This window comes from Streptomyces sp. NBC_00846 (genome assembly GCF_045207325.1).
Taxonomy (GTDB): Bacteria; Actinomycetota; Actinomycetes; order Streptomycetales; family Streptomycetaceae; genus Streptomyces.
On the sequence record NZ_CP108846.1, the window covers coordinates 1,785,061 to 1,806,804 of the forward strand.

Consider the following 21,744-nt stretch of genomic DNA (forward strand, 5'->3'; position numbering starts at 1 on the left):
TTCATCCTTATAAGCGCGCGATGTGACTGCAAACGGGGGGCCCGTACTTCTTTTGGTGGAGAAGTACGGGCCCCCCGTCAGGTGGAGCGGTGACGCGAGGTCACTGGGTGCGGTTCTCACCGCGGTAGTACTCGAAGACCCAGCCGAACAGGCCGATCAGGAGCATCGGGATCGCGTAGTAGAACAGCCACCAGCCGAAGACGATGCCCAGGAAGGCGAGGGCGCTGCCGAGGGCCAGTGAGAGCGGCTGCCAGCTGTGCGGGGAGAAGAACCCCACCTCGCCGGCCTCGTCCGCGACGTCGGCTTCCTTGTTGTCCTGAGCCATGGCGTCGACCCGCTGCGCCGTGAAGGCCAGGTAGAAGCCGATCATGACGCTCAGGCCGAAGGCCAGGACGAGCGCGGTGGTACCGGCCGGCTCCTTCGACCACACGCCGTACGTGATGGCGACGGCGAGGAGGAAGACGCTCAGCCAGAGGAACATCTTGCCCTGGATCTTCACTTGCCGGCCTCCTTGCCACCAGCGAGGGCCTTGTCAGCCTCGGGGTGAGGCTCCAGCAGCTCGAGCGCCGCGATCTCCGGGTGATGCAGGTCGAACGCCGGGGATTCGGAACGGATCCGCGGCAGGGTGAGGAAGTTATGCCGCGGCGGCGGGCAGGACGTCGCCCACTCCAGCGAACGGCCGTAGCCCCACGGGTCGTCGACTTCGATCTTCTTGCCGTACTTGGCGGTCTTCCACACGTTGTAGAAGAACGGCAGCATCGACAGGCCGAGCAGGAACGAGGAGATCGTCGAGATCGTGTTCAGTGCGGTGAAGCCGTCGGCGTCGAGGTAGTCCGCGTAACGACGCGGCATGCCCTCGGCACCGAGCCAGTGCTGCACCAGGAACGTGCCGTGGAAGCCCACGAACAGCGTCCAGAACGTGATCTTGCCGAGCCGCTCGTCCAGCATCTTGCCCGTGAACTTCGGCCACCAGAAGTGGAATCCCGCGAACATCGCGAAGACCACGGTGCCGAAGACGACGTAGTGGAAGTGCGCGACGACGAAGTACGAGTCCGAGACATGGAAGTCCAGCGGGGGCGACGCCAGGATCACACCGGTCAGACCACCGAACGCAAAGGTGATCAGGAAGCCGACGGCCCAGAGCATCGGTGTCTCGAAGGACAACGACCCCTTCCACATCGTGCCGATCCAGTTGAAGAACTTCACACCGGTCGGTACCGCGATGAGGAAGGTCATGAACGAGAAGAACGGCAACAGCACACCGCCGGTGACGTACATGTGGTGCGCCCACACGGTCACGGAGAGGCCTGCGATGGCGATCGTCGCGCTGATCAGACCGATGTAGCCGAACATCGGCTTGCGACTGAAGACCGGGATGATCTCACTGACGATTCCGAAGAACGGCAAAGCAATGATGTACACCTCTGGATGGCCGAAGAACCAGAAGAGGTGTTGCCAGAGCAATGCGCCGCCATTGGCCGCGTCGAATACATGCGCACCGAATTTACGGTCCACCTCCAGCGCGAAGAGTGCGGCGGCGAGGACCGGGAAGGCCAGCAGGACCAGCACACCGGTCAGCAGGACGTTCCAGACGAAGATCGGCATGCGGAACATCGTCATGCCGGGGGCGCGCATGCAGATGATCGTGGTGATGAAGTTGACCGAACCGAGGATCGTGCCGAAGCCGGAGAGGACCAGACCCATGATCCACATGTCGGCGCCGATACCCGGCGAACGGACCGTGTCCGAGAGCGGGGAGTAGGCGAACCAGCCGAAGTCGGCCGCACCCTGCGGGGTGAGGAAGCCGGCCACCGCGATGAGCGAGCCGAAGAGGTACAGCCAGTACGCGAACATGTTCAGCCGCGGGAACGCCACATCGGGCGCACCGATCTGCAGCGGCATGATCCAGTTCGCGAATCCGGCGAACAGCGGCGTCGCGAACATCAGCAGCATGATCGTGCCGTGCATCGTGAACGCCTGGTTGAACTGCTCGTTCGACATGATCTGCGTGCCGGGACGGGCCAGTTCGGCGCGCATGATGAGCGCCATCAGACCGCCGATGCAGAAGAACGCGAACGATGTGACCAGGTACATCGTGCCGATCGTCTTGTGGTCAGTGGTGGTCAGCCACTTGATGACGACGTTTCCCGGCTGCTTGCGCCGGACCGGCAGCTCGTCCTCGTACGAGTCGTCTGCTGCCGCGGCACCCTGAGGTTCGTTGAGGATGCTCACAGTTTGTTCGTCTCCGCATTCCTGGCCGGGTCAGTCTGCGCGATGCCGGCCGGCACGTAGCCCGTCTGGCCCTTCTTCGCCAGCTCCTTGAGGTGCGCCTGGTAGCGCTCCGGGGAGACGACCTTGACGTTGAAGAGCATCCGGGAGTGGTCGACGCCGCAGAGCTCGGCGCACTTGCCCATGAAGGTGCCCTCCTGGTTGGGAGTCACCTCGAAGGCGTTGGTATGGCCCGGAATGACGTCCTGCTTCATGAGGAACGGCACCACCCAGAAGGAGTGGATGACGTCACGGGAAGTCAGAACGAAGCGGACCTTCTCGCCCTTCGGCAGCCACAGGGTCGGACCCGGGTTGCCGTTCTGCGGGTTCCGGGTTCCCGGAATGCCGAAGTCGTAGACGCCCTCCGCCCCCTTGGGGAAGTCCTTCTGGAACCTGTCCGGGATGGCGTCCAGTTCCTTGGGGATCTTGTTGCCCGTGGCGATGTTGCCGTCCACGTTCTCGATGTAGTTGAACCCCCAGCTCCACTGGTAGCCGACCACATTGATGGTGTGGGTGGGCTTCGGGGAGAGCGAGAGGAGCTTCGATTCATCGCGCGCGGTGAAGTAGAACAACACCGAGACGATGATCAGAGGGACCACGGTGTACAGCGCCTCGATGGGCATGTTGTACCTGGTCTGCGGAGGAACCTGGACCTTGGTGCGGCTGCGCCGGTGGAAGATGACGATCCACAGGATCAGGCCCCAGACCAGCACGCCCGTGGCGAGCGCTGCCGCCCACGAGCCCTGCCAGAGGGAAAGGATCCGTGGTGCCTCTTCCGTTACCGGCGTAGGCATACCAAGGCGGGGGAAGTCCTTATATGTGCAACCGGTTGCGGTCGCAAGGATCAGGCCCGCAGTCAGCACCTGCGGCAGCTTCCGCCGCATCGGGCGCCGCGACGAGCGGTCGGAGCCGTTGGGACTCACGTAGCGCCTTCCCGAGAGTCTCGCCCGCGCGGTCGGCGCGGCCGTGTCTCTGGTCGGTCGCCGCCCTGACGCGGGCAGGGGTTTGGATGTTTATGCGGACCAAACCCTACTGGACGCCATTTGGGGCCGCGCGGGGAGGGTGCCCAACGCGCCGTCCGACTCCCCGAAGGGGTGGAATACGGACCTCCGGCCGCCATCTGACGCCCCCTATCCTGCCTGTGCGGGCGGTCCGTCCACGGGCCCGGGCCCCAAGCGGGCTAGCGTGGCTGTGTGCCCTACTTCGACGCCGCTTCCTCCACTCCCCTGCACCCCGTCGCCCGTCAGGCGCTGCTTGCCGCGCTGGACGAGGGGTGGGCCGACCCGGCCAGGCTCTACCGCGAGGGGCGGCGGGCCCGCCTCTTGCTGGACGCGGCCCGGGAGGCCGCCGCGGAGGCCGTCGGGTGCCGTCCGGACGAGCTCACATTCACTCCTTCGGGGACATGGGCGGTGCACTCCGGAGTTTCCGGAGCTCTCGCGGGGCGTCGGCGTGTCGGCCGCCACCTGGCCGTCTCCGCGGTCGAGCACTCGTCGGTACTCCATGCGGCGGCCGCCCATGAGGCGCAGGGCGGATCGGTCTCAAAGGTCGCGGTGGACCGGTCGGGGGCGGTGAGCGCGGCGGGGTACGCGGACGCGCTGCGCGAGGACACCGCGCTGGCTTGTCTGCAGTCCGCCAATCACGAGGTCGGCACCGAGCAGCCGGTGGCGGAGGTGGCGGAGGTCTGCCGGGCGGCGGGGGTGCCGCTCCTGGTGGATGCCGCGCAGTCGCTGGGCTGGGGGCCGGTGCCGGACGGCTGGTCGCTGCTGGCGGCCAGCGCGCACAAGTGGGGCGGGCCCTCGGGGGTCGGGCTGCTGGCGGTACGCAAGGGGGTGCGGTTCGCGGTTCAAGGACCGGCCGACGACCGGGAGTCGGGGCGGGCCGCGGGGTTCGAGAACCTTCCGGCGATCGTGGCCGCGGCGGCATCGCTGCGGGCGGTGCGGGCACAGGCGGCGGCCGAGTCCGTTCGGCTGCGGGCCCTGGTGGACCGCATCAGGGCCCGGGTGCCCGAGCTGGTGCCGGATGTGGAGGTGGTCGGCGATCCGGTGCGGCGGCTGCCGCATCTGGTGACCTTCTCCTGTCTCTATGTCGATGGGGAGACACTGCTCCATGAGCTGGACCGGGCGGAATTCTCCGTCTCGTCCGGTTCCTCCTGCACCAGCAGCACGCTGATTCCGAGCCATGTGCTCAAGGCGATGGGAGTGCTGTCGGAGGGGAACGTACGGGTGTCGCTGCCGGCCGGCACGGCGGACGAGGACGTCGACCGCTTCCTGGACGTGCTGCCCCGGGTGGTGGCGGAGGTACGGGAGAGGCTAGGTGCGCCCGTACCGGCACCGCCCTCGCCCGTCGCGGCCGCGTCCCTGGTGGTCGATGCCCTCGGGAAGCGGTGCCCGATCCCGGTGATCGAGCTCGCGAAGGTGATCGGGGAGGTACCGCCGGGCGGGACGGTGACCGTGCTCTCCGACGACGAGGCGGCCCGGCTGGACATTCCGGCCTGGTGCGCTATGCGTGAGCAGGAGTACGTGGGTGAGGAGCCGGCGGACCGCGGCTCTGCCTATGTGGTCCGCCGGCTGACCTGAGATGCCGCGGGATCAGCTCAGGTGCGCGCGGACCTCGGCGGCGGCATCGTGACCGTACGCCTTGGTGAAGCGGTCCATGAAGTGGGTGCGCCGCAGGGTGTACTCCTGGGTGCCGACGGTCTCGATGACCAGCGTGGCGAGCATGCAGCCGACCTGGGCGGCGCGCTCCAGGCCGACGCCCCAGGCGAGACCGGAGAGGAAACCGGCGCGGAAGGCGTCGCCGACGCCGGTCGGGTCGGCCTTGATCTCCTCCTCCGGGCAGCCGACCTCGATCGGCTCCTGGCCGGCCCGCTCGATCCGGACACCGCGGGCGCCGAGCGTGGTCACCCGGTGGCCGACCTTGGCCAGGATGTCCTCGTCGGTCCAGCCGGTCTTGGACTCGATGAGCCCCTTCTCGTACTCGTTGGAGAAGAGGTACATGGCGCCGTCGAGGAGGATCCGGATCTCGTCGCCGTCCATCCGGGCGATCTGCTGCGAGAAGTCCGCGGCGAACGGGATGCCCCGGGTGCGGCACTCCTCGGTGTGGCGGAGCATCCCCTCGGGGTCGTCGGCGCCGATCGAGACGAGGTCGAGGCCGCCGACCCGGTCGGCGACGGCCTTCAGCTCGATGAGGCGGGCCTCGCTCATCGCACCCGTGTAGAAGGAGCCGATCTGGTTGTGGTCGGCGTCCGTCGTGCAGACGAAGCGGGCGGTGTGCAGGACCTCGGAGATCCGGACCGAGCCCGTGTCGACGCCGTGGCGGTCGAGCCAGGCGCGATACTCGTCGAAATCGGCGCCCGCGGCACCGACCAGGATCGGGCTGGTGCCCAGCAGGCCCATGCCGAAGCAGATATTGGCGGCGACACCGCCCCGGCGCACGTCGAGATTGTCGACCAGGAAGGAGAGCGAGACCGTGTGCAGCTGATCCGCGACCAGCTGGTCGGCGAAACGGCCGGGGAAGGTCATGAGGTGGTCGGTGGCGATGGAGCCGGTGACTGCGATTCGCACGGGGAGACTGCTCCTGCGGAGATCGGAGGGAACGGGTGGCTGTGTTCCCTGGGCGGCGTGACAGTCCACGCTACCTCTCCCCGCACGCACCACGAAGGGGTGAAAACTACCCGATAGTAGGTCTTTCTTCCCGGGGCGCGTGGTGCCTACGGTGCCGTTATGTCGAACCACAGCGCTACGCGCGAGTCCGAGATCAGCCTGGCCGAGCTGCGCGGTGACTGCGCGCGGATGGCTCCGCACTGGGTGGTCCCCGCGAAATCCGCCCCCGCTCGCATCGCGCCGTCCCTGATCCACGGTGTGACGGTGCCGGCCGCCTCCGCCCGGCTGATCGACGCCATGTCCGAGTACGGCGACTGAGAAAGGCACCGATCGGCTCCGGCGCCCCCCTGAAGGGAACCGAGCACTCCTGTGCCCCGTCCCACCGTTGTCCCCGAACCCGTGGGACGGACGGCAGGCCGGGTGAGGCCTGTGACGGCAACGCAGGCGAAGGAGCGGATCCGGTGAGCACCGAGCGACCCGACAACGACGTGACGAGCCCCCGGCGGCGTTCGCCGCTCGCCGTGGCCTCGGTGGCGGCTGCCGTACTGCTGGCCGGGGGCGGCGGCGCGTACTGGGCCGCGACCGCGGCGGACGGCGACAGCAGGAGCGGCGACAGTACGGCGGGCAGCGGGAAGCCCGCCCCTCCTCCCCTGGCCCTGGACGGGCGCGTGGACGGCCCGGCGGCGCCCGTCGGGTCCTCGTCGGACAGCGCACCGGGCATCGCGCCGGGCGAACCCGACCCGAACGGCGGCCGGACGGTCTACCGTGCGTCCGGCGAGCTGCCCGAGGGGCCGCGTACGGCGGCGGTGCAGCGCGCGGAGGGGGCCGTTTCCGCGGCGCAGGTGGCCCGGCTGGCGAAGGCGCTGGGCCTGGAGGGCACGCCGCGGGCGGAGGGCACGTCCTGGAAGGTGGGGTCCGACGGGGACGGCTCGGGCCCGGTCCTGCGGGTGAACAAGCAGGCTCCCGGCACCTGGAGTTTCACCCGGTACGGCTCCGGCGGTACGGACAACTGCGAGGGCATCGCGGCCTGTTCGGGCCGGAATGCGGACCCGGGCGGCAGTGGCTCCCCGGTGAGCGAGAGCGCCGCCAGGGCTGCCGCGACGCCGGTCCTGAAGGCGGTGGGCCAGGACGACGCCGCGCTCGACGCCCGCCAACTCATGGGTTCGGTACGGGTGGTGAACGCCGACCCGAAGGTGGACGGCCTTCCCACCTATGGCTGGTCGACCGGCATCCAGATCGGCTCGGACGGTGAAGTGGTCGGCGGCAGCGGCCAGTTGAAGGCACTGGTGAAGGGGGACAGCTATCCGGTGATCAGTGCGGGCGAGGCGCTGAAGGAGCTGAACGGGTCGGCGTCCCGGATGGACGGCCGCGCGGACATCGGTGGCTGCGCCGATCCCGTACCGCTGCAGGATGGCCTGAAATCGCCTGGGGTCCGCTGCGGGACGCGGACCGGCGCGGAGCCGACGACGGCCTCCGTGACGGTCGACAAGGCGGTGTTCGGGCTGACGAGTCAGTACGTGGCGGGCAAGCGGACGCTCGTACCGTCCTGGCTCTTCTCGGTGCGGCCGGCCGCGCCCGGCGTGGGCGGCACCGTGTCGCAGGTCGCCGTGGACCCCGCGTACCTGACGAAGGACGCACCGTCGACGACGACCCCGCCCCCCGGGGACGCGGAGAAGCCCTCGCGGCAGGTCCTGTCGTACAGCGCCGACGGGCGGACCCTGTCGGTGACGTTCTGGGGCGGGGTGTGCAGCACGTACGCGGCGAGCGCGACCGAGGACGGGAAATCGGTGCGGGTGACGGTGACGGAGTCGAAGCCGGCCGGCAAGAAGGTCTGCATCACGATCGCCAAGGAGCTGACCCGGACGGTGACGCTGGACGCGCCGCTCGGTGACCGGACGGTGGTCGACGCGGCGTCGGACTCCACCGTGCCCCGCCCCTGACGCGCGCCCGCGCAAACGACGACGGTGGCGGTCCCGGATTCCGGGCCGCCACCGTTCGTTCTACCGGTTCCGTCAGGTTTTAGCTGAAGGAGTCACCGCAGGCGCAGGAGCCCGTGGCGTTCGGGTTGTCGATCGTGAAGCCCTGCTTCTCGATGGTGTCGACGAAGTCGATGGAGGCGCCGCCCAGGTACGGAGCGCTCATCCGGTCGGTGACGACCTTGACGCCGTCGAAGTCCTTCACGACGTCGCCGTCGAGGGAACGCTCGTCGAAGAAGAGCTGGTAGCGCAGGCCCGAGCAGCCGCCGGGCTGGACGGCGACGCGCAGCGCCAGGTCGTCACGGCCTTCCTGCTCCAGCAGGCCCTTGACCTTGGCTGCGGCGGCGTCGGACAGGAGGATGCCGTCGCTCACGGTGGTGGTCTCGTCCGATACGGACATCTGCTTCTCTCCCGGGTTGTACGGAGACTGCTTGCCGACGTTGCAACCGACGGGACCACGGATTCATTCCGGGCCGAGCGCTTGCCTGTTCCATTCATGCTCGCACACCGTCCGCCCGGCGGTATGCGTCACATCGACACTATGGACATCGTCAAAGTGACGTGAACCGGATATGATAGATAACGTCAATTCGACGAAAAGGTTTTCCGCAGAAAAGAAAGGGTGCGTGACGTGACCACGGCCCACCCCGTCCAGGATCTCGACGTCCAGCCGACGCCCCTCGCCCTGCTCCTGCTCGGCCGCGAGGCCGACCCGAAGAGCGAGCGCGGCGTCGAGTGTCCCGGTGACCTGCCCTCCCCGTCCGACCCGGACCTGGTGGAGCGCGCCCGCGCGGCCAAGGAGAAGCTCGGGGACAAGGTGTTCGTCCTCGGCCACCACTACCAGCGCGACGAGGTCATCCAGTTCGCGGACGTCACCGGCGACTCCTTCAAGCTCGCCCGGGACGCGGCGGCGCGCCCGGAGGCGGAGTACATCGTCTTCTGCGGCGTGCACTTCATGGCCGAGTCCGCGGACATCCTGACCACCGACGACCAGAAGGTCGTGCTGCCGGACCTGGCGGCGGGCTGCTCGATGGCCGACATGGCCACCGCCGAGCAGGTCGCCGAGTGCTGGGACGTACTGACCGACGCCGGGGTCGCCGAGCAGGTCGTCCCCGTCTCGTACATGAACTCCTCCGCCGACATCAAGGCCTTCACCGGCCGGCACGGCGGCACGATCTGCACCTCGTCCAACGCGAAGCGGGCGCTGGAGTGGGCGTTCGAGCAGCGGGAGCCCTCGGCGGGCAAGGTGCTCTTCCTGCCCGACCAGCACCTGGGCCGGAACACCGCGGTCCGGGACATGGGGATGACCCTGGAGGACTGCGTCCTCTACAACCCGCACAAGCCGAACGGCGGCCTCACCGCCGAGGAGCTGCGCAACGCCAGGATGATCCTGTGGCGCGGGCACTGCTCGGTGCACGGGCGCTTCTCGGTCGACTCCGTCAATGAGGTGCGCGAGCGCATTCCGGGCGTCAATGTGCTGGTGCACCCGGAGTGCAAGCACGAGGTCGTGGCGGCGGCGGACTACGTCGGCTCGACGGAGTACATCATCAAGGCCCTGGAGGCGGCGCCGGCCGGCTCGAAGTGGGCGATCGGCACCGAGCTGAACCTGGTACGCCGCCTGGCGAACCGGTTCGCGGCCGAGGACAAGGAGATCGTCTTCCTCGACAAGACGGTGTGCTTCTGCTCGACGATGAACCGGATCGACCTGCCGCACCTGGTGTGGGCCCTGGAGTCGCTGGCCGAGGGGAACCTGGTCAACCGGATCGACGTCGACCCGGAGACGGAGAAGTACGCGAAGCTGGCGCTGGAGCGGATGCTGGCGCTGCCGTAGCCGGTTCTGTACGCGCGGATGCCGGTCGGGCCGAATACCGCCCGACCGGCATCCGCGCGTCCCTCCCGTACCTACGCTGCTGTATCCACAGCTTGCACAGGTACGGGGGGATGGGCCGCATGACACAGCGCAGCAGGGTCGACGACTTGGTGGTTGTCGTGCGGGCATTCTGGGCAGCCGGCTGGCGGATGCGAACGGGCACGAGGTCTGGGGGCTCTCCGGGAAGGCGCTGTTGCGGGGCATCCAGACCTTCGGAAAGTCCGTCAAGGGACTGACTCTCCGCCCCGATCTGGGCAACGAGCACCCCGGCGACGGCGTACGGCCCATCGGGCTGATGCGCGATCTGCACTCCCTGCCCGGCGTGTATATGCCGATCGACGGATACAACACACTGCTGGACTGGCTGGAGCGGAACTTCACGCTTCGACGCCGCCTGCCGGGCGACGAGGCCGACGCCCCGGTCAACCTGATCGACTTCGCCTACGACTGGCGGCTCTCCTGCCGCTACAACGCGGACCGGCTGGCCGAGCGGGTCGACGAGGAACTGGGTCGCTGGCGGGGGGCCCGAGCCGACCGGCGGGACGCCAAGGTCATCTTCCTCTGTCACTCCGTTGTCGGCAGGTTCGGATATTCAGGCATGCGGAATAGGGGCAGCCGCTCCAGCTCGACCCGGCCGCGATGCCGCAGAACGCACAGAGGGCCCCAGCCCGCTGTCCTTCGGGCTACTGGGTAGCGTCGCCCTGGTGAATCTCAACCTCTTCAACGATGTGCCTGATGGCTTGACTCGACGAGCCCGATCGTTCGTCCGCGCGCACGGCGTCAAGGTCGATGTCCGGCCCGTGGAGGGGCACAGGCAGTGGTGGCTTGAGCGAGGCGTCCCCGCAGCAGCGATCGACCGAATGGCGGCCTACCAGGAGAGATGGGGTGGTCTGCTCCTGCCACCCGCATCGCAGTACGACGGAGGCCCCAAGTACCTCGATCCGGACTCACCCGAATCAGACTCTGCAGGGTGGTGGTTCGAGGCTGGGATGCAACGGACCGCGGTCCCCTACTCATTCATGATCAGTCCGTCTGGTGAGTTCGGAATCCACGCAGATGGGTGGGCACCTCTCCACGCGACCATCGAGGGCTGGGTGGAATCGCTCGCCCTGGCCCACCACGCATCCATGTGGGCGAAGCAGGTCACCAAGCTCGTCGGCGATGACGTCGACGGCATCGAGCTGAACGGCTACGAGCTGGTGCGCGAGGTAATGGGCCTTGCAGACACCTGGTGGAGAGGTTCTGACTCTCTGGTGGCGCTCTATACCGGGGAGGCCAAGTCCCTCGGCTTCCCCGGAGGCCGCATCGCGATGATCTACTCGGGGCTTGACGAGTGGGGGCTGCGAGGAGGCGTCGAGGCAGGCGATAGCTGAGATCGCTTGGGAACGACCAAGTCCCCGGTGCTGTTTCGTGAGTGAGGTTCGCCCAGCCATCGAGACCGTGGTCCAGAATGAGGGCATGAACGTCCCTGAACTGCTGGAAGCGGCTTCCCTGCTGGTTCCTGAGGAGATCGCCACCGAGAACGACATCACGGTGAACGACGTCTGGGACTACCTCGCCAAGGACGAGTGGGAAGTGGCCCTCGGGCTGTTGGAAGAACTCGGTGATGTCCACCCGCTTCCGCTCAGCTTCTGGGAATCCCTGGCCACCGCAGCCGAACAGATGCGACTTGAGAAGAGCGCGGCCTGGTGCCATTGGCGCGGCTACGAGACCCGCAACGGGATCATCCGAGCCGACCTCACCCTGCGCCCGGGCACTGAGGCACGACGGCAGACGCCGATCTCCGGCGCCGGCGTTCTGCGGCCGATGTGGAACATTGGAAACCGGACCGCGACTGGCGAACCAGATCTCAACATCGCCCTACTTTGGGTGGAGCTCACGCCCTTCCTGGAACCCGGTGGGCGAGCCTCGGTACGGCTGGCTCCTCTTGATCCCTCGCAGTGGCAGCACCTTCAGCCCAACCAAGTAATCACCATGCACGAGGACCGATCCGTGGACGACACGGCGGTTGTCCTGGAGGTTCATCGGCCTACGGCCACGCCCAGTCCATAAGATCGGGCGCCTTCGGCTCATGCCGTTGGTGCAGAGAAGGTCCAGCTCCATCAGCGCCGTACCGGGGCCGGAGACGTCCTGGACAGGCTCGGGGTACTCGGTGCCCTCACCGCCGACCTTGCGGACGATGGTGGCGTGCTTGATGTAGCCGCTCTTGCCCACCTTCCCCGCGAGTGTCGGCGGATTCGGATATTCGGATGTGCGGAATAGGGTCTGGGCCGTGACGTATTCGCTTCCTTCCAAAGCCCTGAGCGACTTCCTCATGACGCTCCACCCAGGTGACGTCGTTGCAGGGGTGGTTGCCGGGATCGAGAACTTCGGAGTGTTCGTTGATCTCGACGGGTCTCCTGAAGCATCAGCGGGGTTCATCCCTCCGCCGGAGCTGTCATGGAGATGGATCTCTTCTTGTCACGAAGCTGTGTCACTGGGCCAGCGCGTGACCGCCGAGGTCTTGGCCCTGGATACCGAGATGCGTGGTCAGGCGGTGCTGTCCCTGGTAGCTCTCCAGCCGAATCCATGGAGCCTCTGGGCTGATCGCGCCGGCAGCGTTATCCGGGGCCGGGTCACGAAGCTGGTCCCGTTCGGGATCTTCGTGAGGCTCGATGATGGGATAGCAGGGCTGGTGCACCGCTCCGAGCTACCACCAGCAGGGCCGGAACAGGCGGTTCGTATCGGTGATGAGATGACTGTGCGAATCACTGAGGTCGATGTACCTATGCGGCGTATCCGTCTATCACTCGCAGGGACGGACCATGTCGGGGCGGGCTCTCGGACCGACGCGCCGCCGTATAGGCGGGCCCTGACGGCTCCCGCAGCCCACCGTTCGGAGCGCCAGGCGGGGCAGCTGGTTCAGCTCGACTGAGCCGGGGGAGGCGCAGAGTGGCCCAGCGCCCCGGCAGGCCCCGCCGAATCCTGTAGCAACGCCCGCGTTCGCTCCCTACCGTCGCCGCATGGCCACCGAGGACGAGAACCCAAGTCAGCCCGACATTACTGCGATGCTCAAAGGCCAGACCAGTGCCAGCAAGGCAGCACGCGACGCCATCGCCGCTGGCGGCGAGGTAGCGCTCTACGACGGACAGCCGCCACAGTGGATGGTCCTTGGCATCGCTGCGACAAGGCTGAGACGGTCGTTGAAAATCGGCCTGACGACCCTCGGCCTCGACGAGACCGTTGAGATCCTCCGCGCTCGGCACCGCGACGAGCAACTGCGTACCGGCAACATCGTCGCAGCAGACCGGTCCTGGCTGTTCACCCTGTACTTCGACGCCACCGAGACCGAGCTCATGGCGTGCAGCGGCGTCAAGAACGAGCGTCCCTCGCGGGGGGGACGGTCAGAAGCTCCAGCTGTAGAGGCCGCCACCCGTGTTCACCGCAGACGCTGCGAGGCGGGCAACGCCCTGCAAGACCGCCAGTAGATCACCGTCGGTCATGTCGTCGCCGTCCTCAGACCAGAGCCGCGTAATCCAGCGGCCGGCAAGCTCTTCGAGTTCGGCGGAACTCGCTTTGGCGAACGCTCGGGTCAGCCGCTTCGGCAGAGCGAACACCTCAACGCCATCGTTCAAGGGGGCGGCGACCCACTCCGGCCACGCCCACCCAAGGAGCTGCTCAAGCGGCGGGACCTCGGCCGAAGGCGCCTCGAAGTACATGTCCCACTCGGCGATGGCGCTGTCCGGTTCAATAAAACGGCAGGTCACAGACTCAAAGTCCTCGCCAGGTCCCCGCCGGCGCGTCGCAGCTGCCGCCTCGTCGTCGGGGGCGAGGAAGAACACTATGTCGTGGGCCATCCGAGCATGATGGCAGCCCGCCGAGCAGACGGGGTGCTGGGTAATCGGTCTCATCCGTCTGATCGGCGGGCCACCTCGGCTGCGTATGCGGTCCTGACGGCCCCGGCGGCCCAGCGCTCGGCAGCTGTGGAGCTGATGCCGAGCAGGCACTGAAGGACCGCGGGCGGCATCTGTGTGCAGAGATCAAGCAGGGCCTCGCATCGTCCGGCTTCGGTAGGGAGTCCGATCTTGCGGAGGCGCCGGCTGAGCTGTTCGCTGCCCAGTGGCTGGCCAGGTCTCTGAGTCGGAAAGAGCCAGGGTGCGTTGAGGTCGTTCGACATCACGGTGTGCTGGTGGTCGTTGGCGATGTCGACGAGCTGGAGGACCAGGCCGTCGAGGGGTGGTGGCAGCCTAAGCGGGGTCCTGTTGAGACGGAGGGCGACGCCGTTCTCGTCGTGGATGACGTGTGCCGTGGTCAGTCGGCAGGTCCGCGCGGGGTACTGGCCATAGAGCAGGACCATCAGCCCGGCGACGCGGTCCTTGGTCTCGATGGAGTCGTCGTTCAAGAGCCGCCGGGCGGTCGCCCAGCGTTCGTCGGTGTCGAGCGGGCGGTGGAAGATCCGCCGCGGCCGGGCCGGGATACTGATTCCGGAGGCGAACTTGCTGCGGACCGCCCATCGGACGAACGGTCCCGCGTCGTAAGGGCCTTGATGGTTCTCGGAGGTGAGCCAGAGGTCGACGAGGGGCTGTCGGCAGGTCGCCAGGGTTTCCCCGTGCCCCTTGATCCAGGTCAGGAAGGCGATGGCCTTGGCGATCTGGGCCTGGGCGATGTCGCTGGTGTAGGCGGAGATCGGTTTGCCGCGGGCTCGTCGCCGGATACGTGCAATGCGGTCCCAGCGGGCGTAGGCGGTGATCAGGCGGCGGTCTTCGGGAACAGCGCGCCCTCACCGCCGGGGACGCCGAGGCCACCTGCCCGTTCTGCACACCGCCCCCGGGCATCTGCCCGAGGCCCACTTCCTGATCCGTTCCGAGGAACGCCCCGTCCCCCCGGGCCGGCCGCTCAAGCCTCGCTGGTACAAGAGCAGTGCCCGGTTGCGTAAGCCACGGTTTCCTCGTCCTCCGCAAGCGTGAGCCCGGCCTCCAGCCGCTCTCCCCGGCTCGTGGCGATCCGCAAGGTGTCCCGCAGCGACTCCGCGAGCCGTACACCGGCGAAGCGCAACTCCCGCTCCCCCGCTGCGGCTTCAGCCAGCAACTCCCTTGCCTCGGTCAGTACGTACTCGGCCGAGTCGAGCAGATCCGCTTCCACCTCGTCGGCCAACCGCGACATCCGGCTGTCCGGGTCGTCGGTGCTCAGGTAGCACGGCGCCCCGCTCTGATTGACCCACGGAAGCAACCGCATGGGCCGCCCCTTCGCATCGAACATCATGTCGTCACTGTCTCCGCTCGAGGGGCTCCATGGCGCCCGGCCGCACACGCTGGTTACCGTGTGTGCCGCAATCGTCGCGTTGCGACGGGTCGCACCAACAGGGTTGCCCTGTCCCGGCGTTCAGAGCGGGACACACGGAAGGCACGCACCATGACGTTCAGGCCTCAGCCCCTCACCCCGTATCTCTCCGCCCGCCACTACTTCGGCTCCGAGCAGCGCCGACACCGCGAGCGCGCGGATCTCTCCCTCGTACAGCTGGCGGACATCCTGAACTCCAGCAAGAGCACGCTCGCCCGGATCGAGACGGCTGAGCTGATGCCGCCGCCGGACATCCCAGGTCGGCTCGATGCGGCGTTCGGCACGGACAAGCACTTTCACGGGCTGTACGAGCTGGCCAAGAAGGAAATCCATCCGGACCGGTACCGCCGGTACATGGACTTCGAGTCCAAAGCCGAAGTCATAGAGCAGTACGGGGCGCAGGCCCTGCCAGGTCTGCTGCAGACCGAGGCGTACGCACGCGAATTCCTTCGCTGTCAAAAAGACTTGAGCCCGGATCAAGTTGAGCAACGAGTCGCGGCACGAATGTCCCGGCAGGAGAGGCAGCGCTCCGATACGCCCCCTTTCCGGTGGGCGATCATCGACGAAGCCGCGCTGCGGAGGCAGATGGGCAGCCCCGCGTCCATGCGTGAGCAACTGGCTTCGCTGCTCGACCAAGTCGATACTCCGGACAGTAATATTCAAGTGATGCCGTTCAGCGCGGGGCTCCACTCGCTCATGGGCGGCGCGCTGACTTTGCTGACACTCGCCGACGGCACCCGGGTCGCCTACGAGGAGGGCATCCAGGCCGGTCACCTCTACGAGGACCCGAACAGGGTGGAGAAGTGGCGGCGGCAGTACGAGGTACTGCGGGCCAACGCACTCTCGCTGCCCGAGTCGGCGCACATGATCCGGACGGTTATGGAGGGCTACACATCATGCGACACACCCCCGAGCTGAGCACCGCCCGCTGGCGCAAGAGCAGCTACAGCAACTCAAACGGGGGCGAGTGCGTCGAGATCGCCGACGACTTCCCCGGCATCATCCCCGTACGCGACAGCAAGAACCCCACCGGCCCCGCACTTCTCATCCCCACCGCTGCCTGGAACGACTTCATCGCCTCCCTCAAGTAGGGCGCGAGAACAGCAGAACGGCCTGTCCCACGCTCCCGCGTGGGACAGGCCGTTCCCGCTTTTACCGGCTTACCGAACCGACTACACGCCCGACGGCTCCGCCGTGCGCGTCTCGTCCGACTCGGCGGACTCGGCCTGCGCGGGACCGCCGGCCTTCTTCGCCCGCTTGATCGCCTTCTTCTTCACGCGGCGCTCCTTGCGGAGCTCGACCATCGCGTAGAGCGTCGGCACCAGGAGCAGCGTCAGCAGCGTCGACGTGACCAGGCCGCCGATCACCACGACGGCGAGCGGCTGCGAGATGAAGCCGCCCTCGCCGGTGACGCCGAGCGCCATCGGGAGCAGGGCGAAGATCGTCGCGAGTGCCGTCATCAGAATCGGGCGGAGCCGGTGGCGGCCGCCCTCGACGACTGCTTCGACAACGCCCATGCCCTGGGCCCGGTACTGGTTGATCAGGTCGATCAGCACGATGGCGTTGGTGACCACAATGCCGATCAGCATCAGCATGCCGATCATCGCCGGGACGCCCATCGGGGTGCCGGTGACGATGAGCAGTCCGAGCGCGCCGGTCGCCGCGAACGGGATGGAGACCAGCAGGATCAGCGGCTGGATCAGGGACCGGAAGGTCGCGACCAGCAGGATGAAGACGATCGCGATCGCGGCCAGCATGGCCAGGCCGAGATTGACGAAGGCGTCGTTCTGGTCCTCGGAGACACCGCCGATGGTGGCGGTGGCGCCGTCCGGGAGCTTCAGCGCGTTGATCTTCGTCTGGAGCGAGGCGCTGACCGCGCCGGTGTTGTCGCCGGTGGGCCTGGCGGTGATGGTCGCGGCGCGCTGGCCGTCGATCCTCGTCATCGAGACCGGGCCGGGGACCAGTTCGACGTCGGCGATCTGGCCGAGCTTGACCGAGCCGAGGGAGAGGTTCTTCAGCTCGGCCATCGTGGTGGCCGGGTGGGCCGACGTGAGGACGACGTCACGCTCGGTGTCGTCGATGACCACCTTGCCGGACGGGGTGCCGCGCACCGCTCCGGCCACGACCGCGCCGAGCGTGGTCTGGTTGAAGCCCGCGTCCGCCGCCTTTGCGTTGGCCTTGACCGAGATCCGCGGGACGCTCTGCGCCAGGTCGCTCTGGACGTCGGTGACGTCCTTGAGCTTGGCCACCTCGGCCCGCACCTCTTCGGATGCTTTCTTCAGGACGTCCGCGTCTGCGGCCTTGACCACGACGCTGAGGTCCTGGCTGCCGAAGCTGCCGCCCGCGGAGATGGTGGTGTCACCGATGCCGTCGAGCTTGCCGAACTCCGCGTCGAGGCGCTTCTGCACGGCCTCGGAATCGCCCGCGTCCTTCAGGGTGATCTGGTACGAGGCCTGGTTGGAGCCCGTACCGCCGCCGAAGGCCGCCATGAAGCCGGAGGAGCCGACGGTGACCTGGTAGTCCTTGATGCTCTTGTCGCCTGCGAGAACCTTCTCGACCTTCTTGGCCGCCTCGTCGGCGGCCGCCAGGCTGGTGCCCGGAGTCAGCTCCTGCTTGACGGAAAGCACTTCCTGCTCGCCCGGGTCGAAGAAGTTGGTCTTCAGCAGCGGGGCCATGCCGAAGGTGCCGAACAGCACCACGATGGCGATGACGATGCTGGTGACACGGCGCCGGGTCGCGAAGCGCAGCACCGGGACGTACAGCCGCTGGAGCCGGCTGCGGGCTTCCTCCTCCTCGGCCTTGCGACGGGCCTCGTCCGGGTCCTCGGCGCTGCCCTCGGGGGCGCGCAGGAACCAGTACGACAGGACGGGGACGACGGTCAGCGAGACCAGCAAGGAGGCCAGCAGGGCCGCCGTGACGGTCAGCGAGAAGGAGCCGAAGAGCTCGCCGACCATGCCGCCGACGAGACCGATCGGCAGGAAGACGGCGACCGTGGTGAGGGTCGAGGAGGTGACCGCGCCGGCCACTTCCTTCACCGCGGTGATGATCGCGGACTGGCGCTCCTCGCCGTAGCCGAGGTGACGCTTGATGTTCTCCAGGACGACGATCGAGTCGTCGACGACCCGGCCGATCGCGATGGTCAGCGCGCCGAGCGTGAGCATGTTGAGCGACAGGTCGCGGGTCCAGAGCACGATGAGTGCGAGGACCACGGAGAGCGGGATGGAGACCGCGGTGACCAGGGTCGAGCGCAGCGAGGCGAGGAAGACCAGGATCACGATGACCGCGAAGAGCAGACCGAGCGCGCCCTCGGTGGTCAGACCGGAGATCGCCTTGGAGACGGCGGGGCCCTGGTCGGAGACGACGGTCAGTTCGGCGCCGGCGCCGAGGTCCTTGCGGAGGTCGGGAAGCTTGTCCTTGACGGCGTCCGAGATGGCGACGGCACTGCCGTCCTTGTCCATCGTGGCCATCACGGCGAGGCTCGGCTTGCCGTTGGTACGGGTGATCGAGACCGCGGTGGACGGCTCCTGCTTCACCGTGGCGACGTCACCGATCCGGACCGGCTTGCCGGTCTTGCCCGTCGCCGGGTCCTTCGCGGCGACCCGCAGGTCCTCGATCTGCTTCAGCGAGGTGAAGGCGCCGCCGACCTGGACGGTGCGGCTCTTGCCCGACTCGGAGAAGGAACCGGCGGGGACGGTCGCGCCCCCCGACTTGAGCGCCTCGGAGAGCGTCATGGTGTTCAGGCCGGCCGCCGCGAGCTTCTTGTCGTCGGGCGTGATGGAGACCTGGAGGTCCTGCACGCCGTTGACGGAGACCTGGCCTACGCCGGCGATGTCCTCCAGCGCGGGGACGACGGTGCGGTCCAGCTGGTCGGCGAGCGCCTGCTGGTCCTTGTCGGAGGTGACGGCGAGGACGACGGTCGGCATGTCGTCCGTCGAGCCGGCGAAGACCTGCGGGTCCACGTCCTGGGGAAGCTGGGCGCGGGCGCGGTTCACCGCCTGCTGGATGTCGGCGACGAGCTGCTTGGTGCCCTCGCTGCCGAAGTCGAAGGACGCCATGATGACGGCGTTGCCCTCGCTGGCGGTCGAGGTGATGCCGGTGACCCCGTCGACGGCCTTGATGGAGTTTTCGAGCGGCTCGACGACCTGCTTCTCCACCACATCGGGCGACGCACCCTGGTAGGGGGCGAGCACCGACACCATCGGGAGTTCGATGGTGGGCAGCAGCTGCTGCTTGAGCTGCGGGATCGCGATCGCTCCGAATACGAGGGCGACGATCGAGATCAGTCCGATCAGGGCCCTTTGCGCGAGGCTGAATCTGGACAGCCAGGACATGGGTGGGTCTCTCTTCTGTGGCTTGAGCGGCAGATGGGCGGGGAGCTGGGGACAGACCCGGCCCAGCTATACGATCGCCCATCCGCAAGGCCGGAAGCGTCGGCCCAAGGTCGCTTTCTTACGCCGCGCATACCGCAGGTGGAGTACGCCGAATCTCCACCCGTCACTCCGCCCTGGGGCGCACCAGGCCCGATTCGTACGCAGTGACCACCAATTGCGCCCGGTCCCGTGCGCCGAGCTTCGCCATCGCCCTGTTCACATGCGTCTTGACGGTGAGCGGGCTGACGACGAGCCGTTCGGCGATCTCGTCGTTGGAGTGGCCGCCCGCGACCAGGACCAGCACCTCGCGCTCGCGGCCGGTGAGCGCGTCGAGCCGCGCGGAGTACTCGGCGGCGCCCGGCCCGGCGCCGTCCGAACTGCCGCCCTGCGCAAGGAAGGTGGCGATCAGCCCTTTGGTCGCGGCGGGCGAGAGCAGCGCCTCGCCGTCCGCCGCGATCCGGATGGCGTTGAGGAGTTCCTCCGGTTCCGCCCCTTTTCCGAGGAAGCCGGACGCCCCGGCCCGCAGCGACTGCACCACGTACTCGTCCACCTCGAAGGTGGTGAGCATGACGACCCGCACGTCCGCCAGTTCGGGGTCGGCGCTGATCATGCGGGTCGCGGCAAGTCCGTCCGTACCGGGCATCCGGATGTCCATCAGCACCACGTCGGCGCGGGTCGACCGGGCGAGCTCCACGGCCTGTGCGCCGTCCGCCGCCTCGCCGACCACCTCCATGTCGGCCTCCGAGTCGACCAGCACCCGGAACGCGCTGCGCAGCAGCGCCTGGTCGTCGACGAGCAGCACCTTGATGGGCGGTGTCATGCGTTCTCCCCCGTCCGGTCCGCCGCGCCCGGCTCCTCGGGCTCTGCCGTACGGGCCTTGACGGGCAGGATCGCATGGACCCGGAATCCGCCCCCGTAGCGGGGGCCCGCGGTGAGGGAGCCACCGAGTGCGGTGACGCGTTCGCGCATGCCGAGGAGGCCGTGGCCGCCGCCGTCCCCGTTGTGGCCGCCCCCGCCCGAGCCGTTGTCGATGACGGTGATCTCGGCGGTGGCCCCGACCCGTACGACGCTCACTTCGGCCTTCGCGCCAGGGCCCGCGTGCTTGCGCACATTGGTCAGCGCCTCCTGGATCACCCGGTACGCGGCCAGGTCGGCGGCCGCGGGCAACGGGGGCCGCCGGTCGGTGCAGGCCACCTCGACCGGGAGCCCGGCCCGCCGGACGGTGTCCACCAGTTCGTCGAGGACGGCCAGCCCCGGCGCCGGTTCGGTCGGCGCCTCCGGGTCGCCGGACTGGCGCAACAGCCCGACGGTGGCCCGCAGTTCGTTGAGCGCGGAGCGGCTGGCCTCCCGGACGTGGGCCAGTGCCTCCTTGGCCTGGTCGGGGCGCTTGTCCATGACGTGGGCGGCCACCCCGGCCTGGACGTTGACCAGGGCGATGTGGTGGGCGACGACATCGTGCAGATCGCGGGCGATCCGCAGCCGCTCCTCGGCGACCCGGCGCCGGGCCTCCTCGTCGCGGGTGCGCTCGGCCCGTTCGGCGCGCTCCCTGATCGCGTCGACGAAGGCGCGCCTGGAGCGGACGGCGTCCCCCGCCGCGCCGGCCATGCCGGTCCAGGCGAAGACGCCGAAGTTCTCCTGGCTGTACCAGGGCGCCCAACCGAAGAACATCGCGGCGGCCGTCAGCACGGCCATGGTCAGCAGCCCGACCCGCCAGGTGGTGGACCGGTCGGTGCGGGCGGCGACCGTGTACAGCGCGATGACGGTGCTCATCACCACGGGCGCGGGCGGGTCGAATCCCACCAGTTCCACGACCGTCAGCCCGGCGGTAACCACGAGCACCGCCATGGGATTGCGCCGCCGCCAGATGAGCGCCACGGCACCGAGCACCATCAGGAGCACGCTGCCCGCCTCGGGAGCGCGGGTACCGAAGGAGGGCCCGTTCGGCGCGCCCGGGTGGACGAACGAACCGATGATCATGGCCACGAGTACGGCCAGGGCGAGCGCGGAATCCAGCGCGAGGGGATGGTCGCGCAGCCAGTGCCGGACGCGCAGAACCCCGGTTCCGAGGGTGGTCACGTCAAGCTACGTTACGGCGTGTCGCGCGGCAATCGGTCCGAGTCGTACGGAGAAATCGGTCGTAGCGGTCGTACCGGCGGTACTAGCCGTGCCGTGCCGGCAGTACAGGCAGTACCGGCAGGACCAGCCGCACCTGTCGCACCGGTGACTCGGAGAAGCGCTCAAGCGCGGCGGACACGGCTGTGCCCCGTGACCGGCGGACCGGTCACGGGGCACAGGGGCACGGACGCGTGCGGGTGCTCGCGGGTGCGTGCGGGTGCTCG

At 68.2% G+C, this 21,744-nt stretch carries 22 protein-coding genes; 11 read left to right on the forward strand and 11 right to left on the reverse strand.

Translation table 11 applies throughout. From position 1 onward, the window contains the following. Positions 1–100: 100 nt before the first annotated feature. The 3 genes from OG936_RS08260 to coxB are packed head-to-tail and all read right to left on the reverse strand — an operon-like array spanning position 101 to position 3,191. Positions 101–499: a cytochrome c oxidase subunit 4 gene (locus OG936_RS08260; protein WP_406493570.1), complete on the reverse strand. Its 399-nt coding sequence runs from the start codon at positions 497–499 to the stop codon at positions 101–103. Continuing rightward, entirely contained in the window at positions 496–2,232 is a 1,737-nt protein-coding gene (gene ctaD / locus OG936_RS08265; protein ID WP_406493572.1) for a cytochrome c oxidase subunit I, read from the reverse strand. Before ctaD ends, OG936_RS08260 begins: the two co-directional genes overlap by 4 nt. After that, on the reverse strand, positions 2,229–3,191 hold the full coding sequence (coxB, locus tag OG936_RS08270; protein ID WP_406493574.1) for a cytochrome c oxidase subunit II: 963 nt from the start codon (positions 3,189–3,191) through the stop codon (positions 2,229–2,231). The genes ctaD and coxB overlap by 4 nt, the downstream gene beginning before the upstream one ends. A gap of 270 nt (positions 3,192–3,461) precedes the next feature. Between coxB and OG936_RS08275 the strand changes: the two genes are divergently transcribed. Then, entirely contained in the window at positions 3,462–4,844 is a 1,383-nt protein-coding gene (locus OG936_RS08275) for a cysteine desulfurase/sulfurtransferase TusA family protein (RefSeq protein ID WP_406493576.1), read from the forward strand. A 12-nt stretch (positions 4,845–4,856) separates the two neighbouring features. Here OG936_RS08275 and OG936_RS08280 read toward each other — a convergent pair whose 3' ends face one another. Then, complete coding sequence (locus OG936_RS08280) at positions 4,857–5,831, reverse strand: carbohydrate kinase family protein (protein ID WP_406493577.1); 975 nt, start codon at positions 5,829–5,831, stop codon at positions 4,857–4,859. Positions 5,832–5,990: 159 nt separating this feature from the next. Here OG936_RS08280 and OG936_RS08285 point away from each other — a divergent pair, with 159 nt between their 5' ends. Together OG936_RS08285 and OG936_RS08290 are read left to right on the forward strand one after the other, a co-directional pair. Beyond that, on the forward strand, positions 5,991–6,188 hold the full coding sequence (locus tag OG936_RS08285) for a hypothetical protein (RefSeq protein ID WP_266745723.1): 198 nt from the start codon (positions 5,991–5,993) through the stop codon (positions 6,186–6,188). A gap of 143 nt (positions 6,189–6,331) precedes the next feature. Then, positions 6,332–7,810, forward strand: coding sequence for a hypothetical protein (locus tag OG936_RS08290; RefSeq protein ID WP_406493579.1), 1,479 nt, complete (start codon positions 6,332–6,334; stop codon positions 7,808–7,810). Between the two features lie 79 nt (positions 7,811–7,889). Here OG936_RS08290 and OG936_RS08295 read toward each other — a convergent pair whose 3' ends face one another. Next, entirely contained in the window at positions 7,890–8,246 is a 357-nt protein-coding gene (locus tag OG936_RS08295) for an iron-sulfur cluster assembly accessory protein (RefSeq protein ID WP_030933606.1), read from the reverse strand. Between the two features lie 222 nt (positions 8,247–8,468). On the opposite strand from OG936_RS08295, the gene nadA reads away from it, so the two are divergent. The 6 genes from nadA to OG936_RS08325 all read left to right on the forward strand — a co-directional run bounded on the left by nadA (position 8,469) and on the right by OG936_RS08325 (position 13,183). After that, the gene (nadA, locus tag OG936_RS08300) at positions 8,469–9,677 is read left to right on the forward strand and encodes a quinolinate synthase NadA (RefSeq protein ID WP_406493580.1); all 1,209 of its coding nucleotides are present in this window, start codon (positions 8,469–8,471) and stop codon (positions 9,675–9,677) included. Positions 9,678–9,909: 232 nt separating this feature from the next. Beyond that, complete coding sequence (locus OG936_RS08305; protein ID WP_406493581.1) at positions 9,910–10,410, forward strand: hypothetical protein; 501 nt, start codon at positions 9,910–9,912, stop codon at positions 10,408–10,410. A gap of 10 nt (positions 10,411–10,420) precedes the next feature. Further along, positions 10,421–11,089: a hypothetical protein gene (locus OG936_RS08310; RefSeq protein WP_406493582.1), complete on the forward strand. Its 669-nt coding sequence runs from the start codon at positions 10,421–10,423 to the stop codon at positions 11,087–11,089. Between the two features lie 85 nt (positions 11,090–11,174). Beyond that, positions 11,175–11,768, forward strand: a complete 594-nt coding sequence (locus OG936_RS08315; RefSeq protein ID WP_406493584.1) for a hypothetical protein — start codon at positions 11,175–11,177, stop codon at positions 11,766–11,768. Positions 11,769–11,988: 220 nt separating this feature from the next. Continuing rightward, the gene (locus tag OG936_RS08320) at positions 11,989–12,630 is read left to right on the forward strand and encodes a S1 RNA-binding domain-containing protein (protein ID WP_406493585.1); all 642 of its coding nucleotides are present in this window, start codon (positions 11,989–11,991) and stop codon (positions 12,628–12,630) included. Between the two features lie 88 nt (positions 12,631–12,718). Beyond that, positions 12,719–13,183 (forward strand): hypothetical protein, encoded by a 465-nt coding sequence (locus tag OG936_RS08325; RefSeq protein WP_406493586.1) that lies wholly within the window; start codon positions 12,719–12,721, stop codon positions 13,181–13,183. Here OG936_RS08325 and OG936_RS08330 read toward each other — a convergent pair. The 3 genes from OG936_RS08330 to OG936_RS08340 all read right to left on the reverse strand — a co-directional run bounded on the left by OG936_RS08330 (position 13,100) and on the right by OG936_RS08340 (position 14,930). Next, positions 13,100–13,552: a hypothetical protein gene (locus tag OG936_RS08330; RefSeq protein ID WP_406493588.1), complete on the reverse strand. Its 453-nt coding sequence runs from the start codon at positions 13,550–13,552 to the stop codon at positions 13,100–13,102. The two genes, OG936_RS08325 and OG936_RS08330, sit on opposite strands and share 84 nt — an antisense overlap. Before the next feature lie 50 nt (positions 13,553–13,602). Beyond that, positions 13,603–14,097 carry a hypothetical protein gene (locus tag OG936_RS08335; protein ID WP_406493589.1) on the reverse strand — a complete coding sequence of 165 codons (495 nt, stop codon included), beginning with the start codon at positions 14,095–14,097 and terminating at the stop codon, positions 13,603–13,605. 494 nt (positions 14,098–14,591) lie between these two features. Then, entirely contained in the window at positions 14,592–14,930 is a 339-nt protein-coding gene (locus OG936_RS08340) for a hypothetical protein (protein WP_406493591.1), read from the reverse strand. Between the two features lie 177 nt (positions 14,931–15,107). Between OG936_RS08340 and OG936_RS08345 the strand changes: the two genes are divergently transcribed. Together OG936_RS08345 and OG936_RS08350 are read left to right on the forward strand one after the other, a co-directional pair. Further along, positions 15,108–15,953, forward strand: coding sequence for a Scr1 family TA system antitoxin-like transcriptional regulator (locus OG936_RS08345; RefSeq protein WP_406493592.1), 846 nt, complete (start codon positions 15,108–15,110; stop codon positions 15,951–15,953). Continuing rightward, positions 15,932–16,126, forward strand: a complete 195-nt coding sequence (locus OG936_RS08350) for a DUF397 domain-containing protein (protein ID WP_406493594.1) — start codon at positions 15,932–15,934, stop codon at positions 16,124–16,126. The genes OG936_RS08345 and OG936_RS08350 overlap by 22 nt, the downstream gene beginning before the upstream one ends. Positions 16,127–16,207: 81 nt before the next feature. On the opposite strand, the gene OG936_RS08355 is transcribed toward OG936_RS08350, so the two are convergent. From OG936_RS08355 to OG936_RS08365, 3 genes are all read right to left on the reverse strand, one after another. Continuing rightward, a complete protein-coding gene (locus OG936_RS08355; protein ID WP_406493596.1) occupies positions 16,208–19,366 on the reverse strand; it encodes an efflux RND transporter permease subunit in 3,159 nt (1,052 codons plus the stop codon). Between the two features lie 163 nt (positions 19,367–19,529). Beyond that, positions 19,530–20,225 carry a response regulator gene (locus OG936_RS08360; protein ID WP_406493597.1) on the reverse strand — a complete coding sequence of 232 codons (696 nt, stop codon included), beginning with the start codon at positions 20,223–20,225 and terminating at the stop codon, positions 19,530–19,532. Continuing rightward, entirely contained in the window at positions 20,222–21,481 is a 1,260-nt protein-coding gene (locus OG936_RS08365; RefSeq protein WP_406493599.1) for a sensor histidine kinase, read from the reverse strand. The genes OG936_RS08360 and OG936_RS08365 overlap by 4 nt, the downstream gene beginning before the upstream one ends. Positions 21,482–21,744: the final 263 nt, after the last annotated feature.